General features: G+C 70.3%; 10 protein-coding genes. 4 read left to right on the top strand and 6 right to left on the bottom strand.

What is annotated here, in order from left to right; translation table 11 throughout:
• Nucleotides 1-232 precede the first annotated feature (232 nt).
• Both ABIH81_RS19555 and ABIH81_RS19560 read left to right on the top strand, forming a co-directional pair.
• The gene (locus ABIH81_RS19555; RefSeq protein ID WP_349876341.1) at nucleotides 233-1,675 is read left to right on the top strand and encodes a hypothetical protein; all 1,443 of its coding nucleotides are present in this window, start codon (nucleotides 233-235) and stop codon (nucleotides 1,673-1,675) included.
• Nucleotides 1,672-2,772, top strand: a complete 1,101-nt coding sequence (locus tag ABIH81_RS19560) for a M23 family metallopeptidase (RefSeq protein WP_349876342.1) — start codon at nucleotides 1,672-1,674, stop codon at nucleotides 2,770-2,772. The genes ABIH81_RS19555 and ABIH81_RS19560 overlap by 4 nt, the downstream gene beginning before the upstream one ends.
• A 19-nt stretch (nucleotides 2,773-2,791) precedes the next feature.
• Here the strand turns inward: ABIH81_RS19560 and ABIH81_RS19565 are convergent, their stop codons facing one another.
• From ABIH81_RS19565 to ABIH81_RS19590, 6 genes are all read right to left on the bottom strand, one after another.
• Nucleotides 2,792-4,522: a GTPase gene (locus ABIH81_RS19565; RefSeq protein ID WP_349876343.1), complete on the bottom strand. Its 1,731-nt coding sequence runs from the start codon at nucleotides 4,520-4,522 to the stop codon at nucleotides 2,792-2,794.
• Nucleotides 4,519-6,435: a GTPase gene (locus ABIH81_RS19570; RefSeq protein ID WP_349876344.1), complete on the bottom strand. Its 1,917-nt coding sequence runs from the start codon at nucleotides 6,433-6,435 to the stop codon at nucleotides 4,519-4,521. The genes ABIH81_RS19565 and ABIH81_RS19570 overlap by 4 nt, the downstream gene beginning before the upstream one ends.
• A gap of 413 nt (nucleotides 6,436-6,848) precedes the next feature.
• A complete protein-coding gene (locus tag ABIH81_RS19575; protein WP_349876345.1) occupies nucleotides 6,849-8,630 on the bottom strand; it encodes a hypothetical protein in 1,782 nt (593 codons plus the stop codon).
• On the bottom strand, nucleotides 8,627-9,325 hold the full coding sequence (locus ABIH81_RS19580; RefSeq protein WP_349876346.1) for a prepilin peptidase: 699 nt from the start codon (nucleotides 9,323-9,325) through the stop codon (nucleotides 8,627-8,629). The genes ABIH81_RS19575 and ABIH81_RS19580 overlap by 4 nt, the downstream gene beginning before the upstream one ends.
• Nucleotides 9,326-9,390: 65 nt before the next feature.
• Nucleotides 9,391-12,243 carry a LysM peptidoglycan-binding domain-containing protein gene (locus tag ABIH81_RS19585; RefSeq protein WP_349876347.1) on the bottom strand — a complete coding sequence of 951 codons (2,853 nt, stop codon included), beginning with the start codon at nucleotides 12,241-12,243 and terminating at the stop codon, nucleotides 9,391-9,393.
• 1,277 nt (nucleotides 12,244-13,520) lie between these two features.
• Nucleotides 13,521-13,913, bottom strand: a complete 393-nt coding sequence (locus ABIH81_RS19590; RefSeq protein ID WP_349876348.1) for a hypothetical protein — start codon at nucleotides 13,911-13,913, stop codon at nucleotides 13,521-13,523.
• Nucleotides 13,914-14,027: 114 nt separating this feature from the next.
• Here ABIH81_RS19590 and ABIH81_RS19595 point away from each other — a divergent pair, with 114 nt between their 5' ends.
• Both ABIH81_RS19595 and ABIH81_RS19600 read left to right on the top strand, forming a co-directional pair.
• Entirely contained in the window at nucleotides 14,028-14,300 is a 273-nt protein-coding gene (locus tag ABIH81_RS19595; protein ID WP_349876349.1) for a hypothetical protein, read from the top strand.
• Nucleotides 14,293-14,904: a DUF6879 family protein gene (locus ABIH81_RS19600; RefSeq protein ID WP_349876350.1), complete on the top strand. Its 612-nt coding sequence runs from the start codon at nucleotides 14,293-14,295 to the stop codon at nucleotides 14,902-14,904. The genes ABIH81_RS19595 and ABIH81_RS19600 overlap by 8 nt, the downstream gene beginning before the upstream one ends.
• The last annotated feature ends 1 nt before the right edge of the window (nucleotide 14,905 follow it).

A 14,905-nucleotide genomic window follows, 5' to 3' on the forward strand; every position in this document is an offset into this window, starting at 1 on the left:
AGGGCCCTCACCGTCAACGCCGGTGACCTGCGCCGAGGCCGAACAGGCACTCGCTTGAATGCGGGCCACCGCACCCAGTGGACCTAACCGGGGCCTGACCAGTCGCCTCGCCGGGCCCCTGGCACCCACCATCTCGTCATCTCGACACCGCTTCACCTGGCCGTCGCCCGGCCACCGGCACCACCTCCGGGCACGGCCAGCAGGCCGTGCCCGGACCCCACTTTCGTGAGAAATGGAGCTCCCTCATGGCAGACACCCGCCGCCCCACGGGGTCCCGCCGCGAGACTCGCCGGCCACCCTCGACCTGCTGCGCCGCGCCCAGAACGGCGACCGCGACGCGTTCGCCCGGCTCTACGCCGAGCACCTCGAACTGATCACCCGCTACGTGGCCATCCGGCTGCGAGACGGTGACCGCGGCGCGACCCCCGACGTCGTGCAAGACGCCTTCGCCGACGCGCTCACCGAACTGGCGTCCGCACCGCAGGACGTGACGGGCTGGTTTCTCCAGCTGGCCGCTCGCGTCTGCACCCGCCACGGCTGGGCCGCCCGCCGCTACCTGCGCGCCGCCCACAAGATTCACGACCGAGCCACCATCGCCCCGGCGACGGCGACGGCGACGGCGACGGCGACGGCGCCTGCGCCGCACCCGTTTACCGTCGGGTGGCGGATGGCGTTCGTCGCCGGCATGGCCCGCCTGACCAACAACCAGCGCACCGTGATTCAGCTGCGCTACCTCGACGGCTACCTGGCCGTCGTCTTCGGCGGCCGCGGCGTCTTCGCCTATGCGGTGTGGCTGATGCACAGCGCCGCCCGCCGCCGCGATGCCCTACGCGCCGCCGGGAAACTCGCCGGCACCGCACCGGTCTACGGGATCGCCCAATGGTGGCGCGAGCCGGCCGTCACCCGCCGCGCCCGCTCCCTCGCTCTCGCACACCGCCTCCCGCTGCACGAGTCCCTCGACGCCGCCCGTCAGCAACTACGCGACGAGAAGCGCCGCGCCGCGCTCGCCACCCACGTCGAGACGCTGATCCGGTCCCGGCACGACGACCCGGTCCGCGCCGACATCGCCGCCACCACCCTCGACCTCGACGCGGTCGCCGCCGAACTCACCGCCCACGCCGACGTGCCCGGCTGGGCCCGCGTCATCGGCGCCGACCTGCTACCCCCGGCCCCGCCGGACGGCGACGTCGACCCAGACGCAGAGCGGGAACCTACGGCGCCGCGCGTGGTGCCCGGGCCGATGCCCGCCCGCCGACGTGCTGCGCCGCGTGCCGCAGGACCAAGCGTCCTACGACCGGTGGCGGCAACTGTGGGCCGAACTCAAGGCCGACCCGGCCATCGAACCGGCCGAGTTCGCACAGCGGTACGGCATCTCCCTGCGGCAGGTCCAGTGGATCCGCCGCACCGGGAACAGCGGCCTGCTCGACTCGCCGCTGACCTTGATCGACCGGATCGCCCAGCCGGCCGCCACCACCAACGGCCATGTACCGCACCACCCGGCATCCGCCTCGTAGACCCGTCCGCCGCCGGTGGCGGAACACACCCGTGTCCCGCCGCCGGCGCACCCTTTGAGGCCCGTGTCGGAACCGTCCGGCGTCCGCGGCAGATCGCCGCCGGCACATCACCTCGAAGGGAAGCCGCCATGTCCGCACTCACGCTCCGGCGCCGGCCATGACCAGCCGCGCCATCGCCCTCACCGGGGCTGTCGTCCTCGCCGTCGCGTTCCTGTGCGTCGCCGGCGTGGCCACCCTCACCGGCGCCGCGTCGGCGTGCTCGGTCATCACCACCCCGACCGGCACCACCGCCCGCTACGACGCCGAGCAGCTCCACCACGCCCAGATCATCGTCACCGTCGGCGTCGAGGACGGCATCCTCGTCCGCGGACAGATCATCGCCGTCGCCACCGCGCTGCAGGAATCCGGACTGCGCAACCTCGGCCACCTCGGCGAAGATAACGACCACGACTCACTCGGCCTGTTCCAGCAACGCCCCGGCCAAGGCTGGGGCACCGCCGCGCAGATCATGGACCCCGAGTACGCGGCGGGCGCGTTCTACCGCAAGCTCGTCACGATCGCCGGCTGGCAGGCGATGCCGCTGACCGTTGCCGCGCAACGGGTGCAGCTTTCGGCCCACCCTGACGCCTACGCCAAGTGGGAGGGCGACGCGACCGTCCTCGTCGGGCTTGCATCCGGCCAACCCGGCGGCGGCACGGCCGGCCCAGGTGAGCAGTGCATCAGCGTGGCGGGGTGGATGAAACCGGTTCAGGGAACCCTGGTGTCCGGCTTCCGTACCGCACAGCGGCCCGGCCACGACGGCGTCGACATCGCCGCACCCAAAGGCACCCCGATCCACGCCGCCGCGTCCGGCCGAGTCATCCGCGTGGTCTGCAACGCCCACCTGATCAACGGAGACCCGTACTCCTGCGACGTGGACGGCGATCCGGTCACTGTCCGTGGCTGTGGCTGGTATGTCGAGCTGCTGCATCCCGACTCGACCGTGACCCGCTACTGCCACATGATCCACCGCCCGTCAGTCGACGTGGGCCAACAGGTCGCCGTTGGTCAGATCATCGGCCAGGTCGGCAGCAGCGGCCACTCCTCCGGACCACACCTGCACCTGGAAACCCACACTGGCCAGCCCGCGACCGAGCCCAACGCTGTTGACCCCGTCGGGTTCTTCGCCGTGCGTGGCATCGATCTGAGCCAGCCGGCTGGCGCGGTGTCCGGGGTAAAGGTCGGTCGAGGATCTCGGCCGTCCGATCCGGAACAGTGATCAGGCTCCGCTTCCACTCTCACGCCTGCAGCGCGGGCACTCCGAGTCGATCGAGCATTGACTGGGCTTCGACCTGGATGGCGCTGATTTCGCGGTCCAGGTCGGTACGGAAGGCCCTGGCGTCGTGGACTGACCGGTTCACCTCGTCGATCGCGCGGAGCGCCTTGCCGAACTCGGCGTCGAGTTCACCGCGTACCTGGATGAGCGTCTTGCTCGAGATGTCATCGCACTGCGCAAGGACGCGGCCGACCAGGGCGTTCCGGCGGCGCATCTTTTCTTTCGCAGCCCGCACCTCCTGACGCTCCTCGTTGACGACCGCGTACGCCTCAAGAGCAACAGGGAGCACAGCGCCGCCGATCTTGGCGACTTTCCCGATGTTGTTCGCCCACCGCGCGGCCTGGTACGGCTTGAACTTGACGTCGGCGAGCTTTCCGAGCTTGTAGACGATTTTGTGCCCCACGCTGCCTGCCGAGTTCTTGATGCCGTCACCTGCACCCCAGACTTTCTGGAAGTCCTTCAAATGCTCGATCGACTTCGCACCCCAGGCCGGGACGCGTGGTTGCTTCTGACCTGGCTGCCGTACCAGGCCCGGGTCTACCGGGATGTTCCGTGTCTCGATGTCTCCTTCGACGTCAAGGGCGAGCAACTGGCGGGCGTACGGCGACGCCTCGATCTCCCGCACCTCAGAGGTGAAGTCGGCAAGCTGAGAGTCCAGGACGGCGCGCACCCCGTCCACGAACCTTTGGTTCGCCGAGTTCAGCTCGTCGTTCAGAGTCGCGGTAGCGGCGTCGACCCTGGACCAGTCGGGGGTCGGTGAGTCGTCGGTCGACTCCACCGTGTCGGCGAGGTGCTCGGCTGCCCGGATACACGCTGTGCGGAACTCGGTCTCCTGCCGATCGAGGGCCGAGTCCAAGAGCCCACGGCGCGTGGTGAGCGCGGTCCGCTGGCGTGCGAGGACGGTCAGGACTGCTTCCTCGTCGGGGTCATCCGTGAGGGCGGCGAGTGCCTCGCCCGCGACGAGGGCGACCTGCTGGAGCGGCACACGGAAGCGGGCCAAGTCACCGCGGGCCCGCGCGATCCGGTTGATCGTGTCCCTGACCTCGTCCATCCTCGACGCCGCGATGCGGCGTGCGGCTCGCGAGGGGTCCACCTCCTGCAGTCCGTCCAGGTAAGTCTTGGCGTCGCACTGGACCCACGGCACGTGGTCGGCGAAGCTGCCGAGAGCGTCACGGACCGCGGCCTCCCGCACTCCTTCGGCCGCGGAAAGGCTACGGCACTTGGTGATCACCACAAGCAACTGCGGCGCCTTTCGCAGGTCCTCGGTGACGTGCCGCAGGTGTTCGACCAAGCGGTCGTCGAACAAGTCAACGGTGACGGTGAACAGCACAAGATCTGCGGAGCGCAGCGCCTCCTCGGCACGTTCGTCGTGCTCACGCCGGCCGGCCTGCACGCCTGGGGTGTCGACCAGGTCGACCAGGCCGTCCCAGTCGAAGACCTCGACCTTGTCCGTCGTGACCGCCGAGTCGATCGGAACCTGATACTGGCCGTCCGTGAGTGCCTCGATCAAGGTCGACTTGCCGCTGCTGTACTGCCCGGTGAGGACCATCTGGGGGCGTTCGTGTTCGTCTACTGTCAGCATCCGCTGGAGTCTCGACGCCTCATCCGGTTGGAGGTGCCGGATCAGTCCGGTGAGCCGCTCCGAGAGGTTGCGCGCCATGGCGGGGGCGGAGTGGTACAGGAGGTCGTTCATGCGGGCACGCTCCTCGGTGCGTTTGGTCCGACGATTTGCACCGGGGTGCCCAGGTGGTCAGACATGGCTGCGGACCAGGCCTGCAGTACCCGGTTCGGCGCTGGAGCATTGGTGATGACGATGGTGCCCTCGGGGCCACAGCGGATGGAGGCCGGCACCTCTTCCGTCAGACCGAGGACGTATGACGCCGCTGCCGCCCCCGGCAGGTTAGGTGACGGTGTGCGCCCGAAGGCCAGGATCTCGGGCGAGGACGGCGGGAACAGCGACGCCTCTGCCAGGGCTTCACCAGGCACCTCGATCGCGATGCAGACCCCGGGAAGCCGGGTCACCTTCCCAACGGACGCAGCTAGCCGAGGTCGGCCGGCTGCCCGCAGCAGGCAGCGGACGGTCTCCTGGTCGAGAGTGGAGACCGCGGAGTCAACCACCTGCTGCTGACAAGCCAGAAGGTCGGCCACGGCCAACGCGGCGGCCTCGGCCTTTGCACGTCGCCCGTGGGAAGTGGTGAGCGCCTCCCGAACCCCCGCGATGGTCGCCGACACCTCGGCCAGCGCCTGGTCCTCCAGCTCATTGAGGATTCTGCTGATCTCGGTCCGCAGCAGGTCGCGGTTCGTCTCCAGCAATTTCGCTTTGCTCGTGAAGAGTGACTGGACCTTCTTACGCAGTGGAGTGACGAGTAGCGATCCGAAGCCCATGACGACGGCGCCGACGACGGTGCCGGCTGGACCTGCCAGAGAACCCACGTACGCGCCAAGCACCATGGAGGTGAGCGCCCCGCCTGCCCCCACCGCAACCCCGGCTGCTTTCCCCTTCCACAGCCCTCTGAAGTCGCGCATTCCGGTGACTTTCAGGTGTGGGCGGACAGCCGTAGTCCATTCGCGCTCGGCGGCGGCAGCCGCTTCCTCGATTGCCCGGGCGAGCTCGGTGAGCCGTGCTTTCAGCGCCTCGTCGAGCTCGGCGACGAGAGCGGCCTGTTCCGTGTCCCATTGCTCGACGACCTGCGGGCCGAAGTCCGTGACCTTCTGGTGCCACTCCTGCCGGCGGCGGACGAGGCGGACAACGTCGTCCTCCATCCTCTGCATGCAGGCATCGGCCAGTCGTTCGCTCCGTCGTTCCTGGTCTACGCGCATCCCGCGGCCGACATTGACCATCTCTCGGGTTTCCTGCTCCACAGCGGCGAGAGCTTCACTCAACCCCTGTGCCTGCGAGCGAACCTCGTCGGCCTCGCGCAGTACCCGCCGGGCGGTGCGGCGTTTGCTGCTTTCCTGTTCCAGGACGGCGAGCAGGGCGCCGAGGCGGCTCGCTTCCCTGAGATCGGCACCGTAGTCGCCGTCCGCCCGCGCCTGGCGGGCGGCCTCGGCGTGGAGCATCACCTCGGCGACGGGACGTACGGCGGCAGCGGACAAATGGGAACGGATCGTCTTGAAGTGACCCTCGTGCTGGGCGAACACTGAATCCTGGTCCCCCAGGAAGTCCTCGCGGTCCAGCTCGTCCACGAGTGGTGCACGGCAGTTCAATGCCACAACGACGGGCTTGCCGCGCAATGCCACCGCATGTAACGCCTGCGCGGTCTCCTTCTGGAAGGAGTCGTTGCTCGCAACCCACAGCACGAGGTCGGCACCGGGAACCTCAGCCAACGCTAGGGCGATGTCGTCCGCGCCGTCCTTGGCACCCACTCCGGGAGTGTCGACGATCTCAACGTCGTGCAGGTCCATCGCAGGGGCCGCGAAGACATCGCGCGAGTACCGCTGCCTGCCGTCCCCAATCCGGTCCGCAGAGCCGCCGGTGAGCGCCGCGAGGAGGGTGCTCTTGCCGGCCATCGTCCGCCCCATCAGCACGATTCTCATCGGTGCGCCAGTCGGCGGTGCGTCGGTGACCTCCGCCGACGTAAGGAAGTCGAGAAACTGCCTGGTCATCTCCTCTGCGGAGGCGGCGTTCCGCGACTGGCGGTGAACCTCTGTCAGGGTCGCTCGGCAGGCAGCGACTGCCTTCGCATGCGCGGGCGAGGGGTCGTCGCACGCCGGTTCGGGACCGAACAACTGGTCGCGAGCGGCAGGACTCCAGTCGTGCCTGTTTTTGCTCGCCAATCGCCCTCCTTGAAGCGCACCTGCCCCCTCGGAGGGTGTCGTGCCAGCGTCATGTTAGGGCTTGGCGGGATCAAGCCGGAACTTGAGTACGTCGACTCCCAGTGGCGTTGGACCCTGGCGGAGCGTTGTTCGCAGCCCTGGCGAGGACGAGCACGACCAGGATCAGGAACAGTTCGAAGGCGCTGGCGAAGCCACGGTCCCGCGGGTCGCGGTCCGCGGTGGCATCCGCAGTCGACGCGTGGTCATCGGCGCTCCCAGAATTGGGTGCCGGGCCCGCCTGGGGGTGGCCCGTGTGGGTCGGTGTCGAGCCAGGGGCAGTCGTATCCGTCGGCGATCCGGGCCCGTGCCGCGCTGACGACTGCATCGGTTGCGGACGGCGAGCCGGCCTGCTGCTCGTCGAGCAGCTGCCACCAGTCGACACTGACGATGGCGGGGTCGAGGTGGTAGTGACCACCGGTGTTGACGACGGGCTCGGGTCGGGTGCCGTCGGAAGTCTTGTCGCGGTCCGTGGCCTCCAGCACGCAGCGGATGATGCCGCGCAGGTTGCTCAGGCAGGTCGACAGCCGCTGATTAGCCTTCTGCCTCGTGACGTCCGGCCAGACGGTGTCGAGGATCTCGCCCAGCGCGGCGCCGTCTCGACGGACGACCAGGAACACCAGCAGTTCCATGCTCTTGGCACGCAGGCCACGGATCGGCTGGCCGGCCGCGTCCAGCACAGCTGGCTCGCCGATGACGTTGACACGGACCCGGCCACCATGCGACGGGTCGGACTCTCCGGACGACCCGAACGTGGTGCTGGCCGGCGGAACAGGTGGCGCCGAGGCCTTCATCTGCTCGGCTGCGCGGCTGTCGTCCGGTTGCGTGAGCGTGACCATCATGCCCGCCGTCGGCGGCCGCGGCAGCAGCGCGCCCGGCCGTGCGCCGGGACGCGGGAACGCGGCTTTGCCATTGGCCGCTACACCATTTGGAAGACGGCGGCCATCGACGGCGAGTTCCGCCCGCTGCGGCGACTCGCCATCAGGTGCGCTGCTGTCGTCAGGCACGCCGTGCTGCGGCGATGGGATGTCGGAAACCGCTGCCTCATCCGAGTCCGCAGGTGATGCGGGCTCGTCGTGGCCGGCGGCGGTTCCCGTGACCGGCAGCGGGGTCTGGGCTTGCTGGGCGAGGAAGGCGCGGGCCGCGACGGCGGCCTGGTCGTCGCGGCCGTGCAGCACGTGCTCGGCGGTCAGCTCGCTGCCCAACAGCGCAGTGAGGCCGTCGTAGTCGGCGTTGGCGCGCAGTCGGCGGGCGACCTCGTCCATGTCGTAGCTCAGGACGGCGATGGCGGCCATCTTCTTGCCGGCCGCGGCCCGGATGCGGGTGCGCAGGGCGTCGGCGAGGGCGGCGTCGCGTTGTTCGCGGCGGCGGACGATGAGCGCGGCCTCCAGCGAGCCGTACAGGCCGAGCTGCGGGTGTGCTTTGGCGAGGCCGCGGGCTTGGGCGGTGATCATGGGGTGGCGGATCCAGTGGCTCCACAGCTCGTACTTCGGTGTCGGTGCGGGCAGCAGCCCACGGGCGCGTAGCCGGTCGCGGCGCTTGTTCTCCACGTCGAGCCACCAGCTGACGAAGCCGAGCACGCTCATCAGGGCGTAGAACCCGCCGAGCAGCCGGTCGCCGTGGGTCACGATGTTGAACGTGGCCGCCGCGGCGGCGATGATCCCGCCGAGCAGTCGGGACGCGGTGGCGTGTTCGCCGAGGCGGCGGCGGACGTCGGCGTTGGACAGGAACGTCACGCCGCCGAGCTCCAGCGCGAAGATGCCGCCGATCGCGATCCACCACGGCAGGTCGAAGGCGGCCACCGCGCCGGTGGCGGTCCCGTAGAGCGCGACGACCACGACCGCGGCGTAGAAGAGCCGGCGCATGAGCGCGGTGCGCCGTACCGCCGCGGCGAGGTTGTCGTCCAGCTGCTCCGCCTCGGCGCTGGCCCGCGGGTCGTCGGGCCGGGTCAGCCGTAGCAGCAGCTCCGGTTCCAGCGAGACGATCATGCCGGTACTCCTGAAGGGCGGCGGTCGCCGGCAGCTCCCAGCGGGATGTGGCGGAAGGTGCCGATCGGCGCGGTGCACGTCGCCCGAGCGGTGAAGCTGCCCTGGATACCGCTCATGCAAGCCAGGCTGGCGATGCAGACGCTGCAGCCGACGGTGACCGACACGGAGCCGCCGCGTCGGCTCAGGTCAGTCACAACGGAAAGGTCGGCGCAGGTGATATCTCCCCCCGCGAGGTCGACCCCGGCCGCCTCCGGGGTTGCGGTCACCGCCGCCTGCGGGCCGTGCTGCACCGAGGTGGCCCGTGCCGCAGCCGCGGTGAACCGGCCGGCGGGACACCGAACGGCAGCCTCGACGAACGCGAGTGTGACGCCCGCGGCGGCGAGGCAAACCAGGACCGGCGCCCCGACCGGCGCGGCGCTGGTGTGCACGAGCACACCGGCCGCGACGGCGAGGACGACCTCGACGGTCCCGCGCGGCGGGACGCTCCGCGCGTGGCAGGTGCGACACCGCCCGGTCAGCAACGACCAGCCGAGCGCGTCCATTCTTCCTGACGGGATGACTGAGCTCTCGCAGCCGGGGCAGGCCAGTCTTGGTGGGTGGCCGGCGGGGACGCCGAGGGCCAGGATCCGTGTCCGGACGGTGCCGGCCAGTCCGACGGCGGCTGCCGCGGCGGCAATGGTCCACGCGGTGTTCATGCCCGCTGTCTGAGGTGGGGCGCCGGCTTGCGGGTCGGGCAGCGGGTGCGTTCCGTGTGGGTCGTTCATCGGTGTGCCAGATCGCGGAGGAGGCGGGTGGCGAGCCCCTCGGTGTCCGGGTCGATGTCGATGCCGGCGTCGTCGAGTTCGCAGCGCAGCGCGGTGAGCCGTTCCCGGACGCCGGCGGCGTCGCCGAGCCGTGCGGCGGTGCGCATCGCCCGGCGGGCCAGTTCGTCGGAGAGCGGGTCGAGCGCGCGGGCAGTGTCGTAGAGGGCGAGCGCGGCGGCCGGGTCGCTTTCGGCGTGCAGACTGGCGGCTTGGGCGTAGATCTTCACGAGGCGGCGTCGGGCATGCTCGCGGTCGGTGTCGATCCATTCGTAGCCGCAGCCGTCGGCCAGGCCGCCGCGGGTGGCGGCGATCGCGGTGCGCAGGTGGGCGAGGCGGGCGGTGTCGTCGGCCGCGGTGGCGACCTGGGCGTAGGCGTCTTGGACGGTCCACCAGTCGACGTGCAGCAGGTTCGGGTCGAGGTGATAGTGACCGCCGGTGTTGATCACCGGTTCGATCTTTGGGGCGTCGTTGCTGGATCCGGTGCCGGTGTGGGCCACGGAGCGGATGGTCGTGCGGAGGTTGGCCACGCAGGTGGAGAGGCGGTCCGCGGCGCGGGAGACGGTCACGTCCGGCCAGATCGCCTCCATGATGTCGTTGAGGCTGGCGCCGGCGCGGTGGACGACCAGGTACACGAACAGTTCCAGGCTTTTCGCGCGCAGGCCACGTACCGGCTTGCCGTCGGTGCCGAGGATCGCTGGCTCGCCGAGAACCCGGGCGCGTACCCGCTTGTCGGTAGCGGCTTCGGCCGCATCCGCGGCCGCGGCGTCGGGTTCGGGCCGCGCGTCGGCGCTGTGGGCCGCGGAGGCGAGGTTTTCGGGCTCTGCGGACGGGTCATCGCCGCATTGCCGAGTGAGCGTGGCCGGTTCAGTCCACGCGGGTGCGGGTACGGGCGCGGTAGTGGGGGGTTCGGCGTCGCCGTGCACTTCGGCGAGCATGGTCAGGATGTCGGTGGTCGCGGCGGTGTCGAGCACGGCGACGCGTTCACCGTCGCCGCCCTCGGTGGTGCCGTCGGCGGCGACGGTGAGGGTGCTGCCTTCGGGCCAGACGCCGATCAGGGCGGTACCGACGTCGACGTTCTTGCCGAGCCGGATCGCGGTGGCCAACCGGGGGTGCCAGCTGTCGTCGGGGACGTCGGCGATGAGCAGCAGCTGCGGCAGCGGTTCGCCGAACGTCCATTCCTCGCGTAGGGCGAAGACTGTGGCGGCCTCCTGGTCGGCGAGGATTCTGCTGCGGCGGATGATTTCCTCTTCGAGCAGGGCCAGCGCCGCGGCGAAGGTCGGGGCGATGGTGAGTCGGTGCATCGGGTTGAGGTCGACCGCTGAGACGCCGAGCAGGGTGGCCAGCGTCGACGCCGGGATGATGACGCGGCCTCGCGTGTCCGGGTCGTCGGCGCTTCCGGTGGTGAGGGTGGCCACGAGTAGGGCGCGGGCGGCGTTCAGGGCGGCGGGGCCGTCCAGGCCGAGCCCGGCGGTGACCGGGAGCGCGCCGACGCCGGCCAGGTCGGCGCCGTTGGGGCCGATGGGTGGCAAGGGCGGCTTGACGTCCGCCGCGATGTACTCGCCGACGGTCGGCTCGCGGTCTGGGCTGCGGTCTAGCAGGTGCGGCGCGGCGCGGCGCACCCCTTGCCGTAGCCGGGTCAGCGCCGCCAGCGGTGGCGTCAGGTCCGCATCGCGTAGGACCGGGCTGGTGATGGGGGTGGGTCGGTACCGGTGGCGGCGTCGTTTCCACACCGTCGTCACGGCGTACACCAGCGCGGCGGCCAGGCCGGCTCCCATCGCGCCCCCGGCGACCTCGACCCATCCAGGCGAGTGGGATGACGTGTCGTCGGCGGTATCCGGCGCCGCGGTGTCGGGGGCGCGGGCGGTGGCTGGGCTGGGTGAAGTCGTCGGCAGCGCCGGGTGGGCCGAGGCGCTCGACCGTGATGCAGCGGCGGTCGTTTCCGGCGGGATGAAGACGCCGTCGTCGCCGAGGGCCGGTGAGCTCGTCGTGGCCGCAGGCCCACCGGTGGGCGTCGTTGCCGGTCCTGACGCTGGCGGCGTGGTCGGCGCGGCCGTGGACGGTGCGGCGGTGGGGGAGATGGTCGGCGGGCGCGGCGTCTGCGGTGTCGGTGGCTTGCTGGGCGGTGTGGTGGCCGGCGGTTCCGCGTTCGGGGGCAGGGTCAGCACCCACCCGGGGAAGATCCGATCCGGGTCGGTGAACGCCGTACGACCGGAGACATGGGCCCAGTGTCGGCCCTTGTTCAGTTTCCAGATCTCCGGCCAGCGGTCGTTGTCGCCGAGACAGCGCTGGGCGATCGCTGACAGGGTGTCTCCACGGGCAACGGTGTAGGTGGCGGGAGCCTCAGGGGACGAGGTGGTGGCCTGAACCGCGAGGTTTCTGGCGTGACCGGCGGAACCTGTGGCCGGGTGGGTGGTGTCGTCGCTGGCCGCGGCCGGGCTCGTGGCGGCGTGCGCGGGCATACCGCCGGTGGCGGCACTGACGGCGGTGGCACCGAGCATGACTGCGGTGAGGTGCTGCAGCGGGCCGGGTAGGTGCAGTGTCGGTAGCCACCGCAGCGCACCAGCGAGCCGGCGGTAGCCGCGAACGGCAGTAGTCGCTGCGAGCAGCGCCCAGATCGACCAGACGCCGGCGTGTGCCAGGGCGAGGATGAAGCCGCTGGTCAGCGGTTGCCGGATGATCGCCTGCACGGTGCTGGCGGACGGCAGGTCCGGGTGCGGCGGGCCGGCCTGATAGACCAGCGCGGCCGGCACGGCGGCGAGGACAGCCGCGTTAGCGAGCGCGGCGGCGACCGACGCTGTACGAGATCCCATCGCGTGCCCCCTGTCGCATCGCACGTACCCCTCGGTGATTCGGTGGCGGCGAGTCGACGGTACGGGCGGGTGCTGCCGCGAGGGGTGATGCGCGGGGCTGACAGCACCTCACACGACCTGACAGAACCTCACAACCGCAGGTCACCCGCCAGACGGCAGCACGAGTTCGCGCGGCGCAGGATCAACCAGCTTGTCCGCGGCCAGTGAACGATGGGTCCGTTGACACCCGCAGGCCCCGTCCCCGGGGCGAAGCCAGCGCAAGCAGGTCACACCCGCGACATCTGGCTACAGCCGCCCACGACCAGGAATGGCCAGCCGCGCCTCCACATCCTCAACCCGGACAGCAGGGGGCGTCGCCGGACGGCGACGGTACCGGCGGGTGTGACTCAACGTCGGCGACAGCCCCGACCGCGACGCGGGGATGCGTCGAAGGCCGTGCGGTGCGCACAGTTCCATGTCGGACTTGGGTGGGCCGGGTAGATCCGGCGCAGGAAGGATGAGACAAGCGACGGAATGACGGCGGACAATGGGGCCTACGTGCGTGCACCAACCCGCAGTCAACCGGCAGCAGTTGGCTGCCCCGCGCCTGGATCGATCACGCCCCGCACACGCATGTCGCCCTTGACGACGTTATTGAGCAAGGTGCCCTGTGCTGCGCCGTGCTGGCCGCCGACCCGCACACCGGAACCGCCAGGCATCCCTCTGGCACCTGACCCGCGCCCTGAGATCGTCGCGATCGCCCATCGCTGTGCGACAGGCAGAACGGCCTGCATCACCGGAAGCGGGGCGAACTGCACTGTGGGCGGCAGCCGGGATCGTAACTACCCTTGCCCGGCGTGACCGCCGACGCGCTCGCCCACGCCCTGCACGACCACGACGACGACCTCCCGCTGCGACCGTTACCAGTCCAGGTGTTGGCCCTGCTGGCTGCGATCGGCGCCCCGGCGCGGCTCGCGGCGCACCTACGGGCAGTTCACGACGTCGCCGGTCCGGGCGTCGAGCCGGACCCACCACTGGAGCCTACTGACCGGGATAGTCCTGCACAGTCACCAGAAGATCGACTCGGGCGGGTCATCCGGCCAGGCACGGGGTTAGTCCCATGATGGCGGCCAGGCGGGCCACGTCGGCCGGGGTGGGCCGGCGTGCAGGACGGCAGACACGCGGTAGGGGCGGCGGGTCGGATGTGCACCTCGGCGGGGGCGATGCCGTTGGCAGTGAGCGGGGCGGCCGGCGGCGCGGGCATCGCGACTTGCCCGGTTCGCGAGGCGACGGCTGGTTCAGGGGCCGGTGCATCCGCCGAAGGAGATGCCGCCGTGGACGTCACGCGCCTGCACCACCGACCCGCTGACGTCGCCGGAGACGGTATTGGTCACATCGCCTTGGTTGGCCGCGACGATCGCCTGGACCTTCGCGAAGCGTGCACGGAACTCGGCATCGAACAGGGGATCACGAAGCGTCTCCTGTTCGAGGAGTTCGGCCAGACGCTGAACTGTGTCCGTCGTCGGGTGACGTAGCGCGACCTCCACGGTCTGCTGGGCTGCCTGCTCGTGACGGAATCGGTGCCGGAGAAACTCGGTCAGGCCGGACACGGCTGACCGGGCTCCCTGTGCGAGTTCGGTGGTCGCCCAGGCGACCAGCGTCGTCGCCGCGAGCACCAGCGGGTCGTCCACAACCCTCACCCCCTGGCTGATCACCCGTGCCGGAGCCCGGCACGGGTGACTGTAATCCAGATCGCTCGATGTTACTATCCGCACTCGGAGCATGACGGACTCAGGGAGGTCCGCATGAGTGCACACCGGTGGGAAGCGGACCCGTCCGCCGAGCTCAACCGTCGTTGGGGCAAGTCGTCGCACGAATTGGGCAACACCTCGGGTGACGGCAGCTGTCCCGACATCTGGGAGCTGAGCAACGGCGACGTCGCGGTGATCGGGCAGGACCTCACCGAGACCTACCAGGACCGGCTCCCCGAAGGAGTGTCCGTCGACCCCGGTGAGCGGCTTATCGTCATTCCCCGATCGACCATGATCGCGGCGAAGGTGGACATCCCTGATGCGTGAACTCCTGGGCGGAGACCCCGGCGAGCTGCTGGCCCTCGACGAGTACTGGGCCGACTTCGAACAACGGTTCTGGAAGACCGGCCCGCCGGGATTCTGGAAACTGGAACGGCAACAGACGTTCAAGGAGCCGCAGGATGCGGGCTGGCAGGCGTTCGCCACCGGCCGATGGGACGAGTCGCTGCGGATTCTCGACGCGCGACGTCCCGAGTTCGCGGACTACTATCGGCGCATCGCCGACAGCGGGTTTGCCACCCGCCGGGTGCGGGTGGTGCGGGAGCCACTGACGCCCTACCTGCAGTGGGAGCTGCACGTGCTGCGGCTACGCCACGAGTACGGCGGCCTGACCCGGGTGGTGACGCCGGACCAGGTCGTCGCCGCGGAGGCGGATGGTCCGCTGCCGGAGATCTACACCCTCGGCACGGACGTCATGTACGAGGCGGTCTACGACGCAGATGGCGTACTCGAGGCGGCTCGGCGCTGGCGGAACCCGGACGTGGTGACGCGGTGCCAGGAATTCATCGAGTCGCTCTACGACGGCGGTGAGCCGTTGGACGAGTTCTTCGCCCGAGCGGTGGCGCCACTGGAGCCTCCCCGCCCGGGCTGAG

This window comes from Micromonospora sp. HUAS YX12, assembly GCF_040215685.1.
Classification (GTDB): domain Bacteria; phylum Actinomycetota; class Actinomycetes; order Mycobacteriales; family Micromonosporaceae; genus Micromonospora; species Micromonospora tulbaghiae.

Bases quoted from the DNA above. Each gene is read 5' to 3' on its own strand.
- ABIH81_RS19580 (WP_349876346.1), bottom strand. From the start codon at position 9,325: ATGAACACCGCGTGGACCATTGCCGCCGCGGCAGCCGCCGTCGGACTG.
- ABIH81_RS19565 (WP_349876343.1), bottom strand. From the start codon at position 4,522: ATGAACGACCTCCTGTACCACTCCGCCCCCGCCATGGCGCGCAACCTC.
- ABIH81_RS19560 (WP_349876342.1), top strand. From the start codon at position 1,672: ATGACCAGCCGCGCCATCGCCCTCACCGGGGCTGTCGTCCTCGCCGTC.
- ABIH81_RS19595 (WP_349876349.1), top strand. From the start codon at position 14,028: ATGAGTGCACACCGGTGGGAAGCGGACCCGTCCGCCGAGCTCAACCGT.
- ABIH81_RS19575 (WP_349876345.1), bottom strand. From the start codon at position 8,630: ATGATCGTCTCGCTGGAACCGGAGCTGCTGCTACGGCTGACCCGGCCC.
- ABIH81_RS19600 (WP_349876350.1), top strand. From the start codon at position 14,293: ATGCGTGAACTCCTGGGCGGAGACCCCGGCGAGCTGCTGGCCCTCGAC.
- ABIH81_RS19555 (WP_349876341.1), top strand. From the start codon at position 233: ATGGAGCTCCCTCATGGCAGACACCCGCCGCCCCACGGGGTCCCGCCG.
- ABIH81_RS19570 (WP_349876344.1), bottom strand. From the start codon at position 6,435: ATGACCAGGCAGTTTCTCGACTTCCTTACGTCGGCGGAGGTCACCGAC.
- ABIH81_RS19585 (WP_349876347.1), bottom strand. From the start codon at position 12,243: ATGGGATCTCGTACAGCGTCGGTCGCCGCCGCGCTCGCTAACGCGGCT.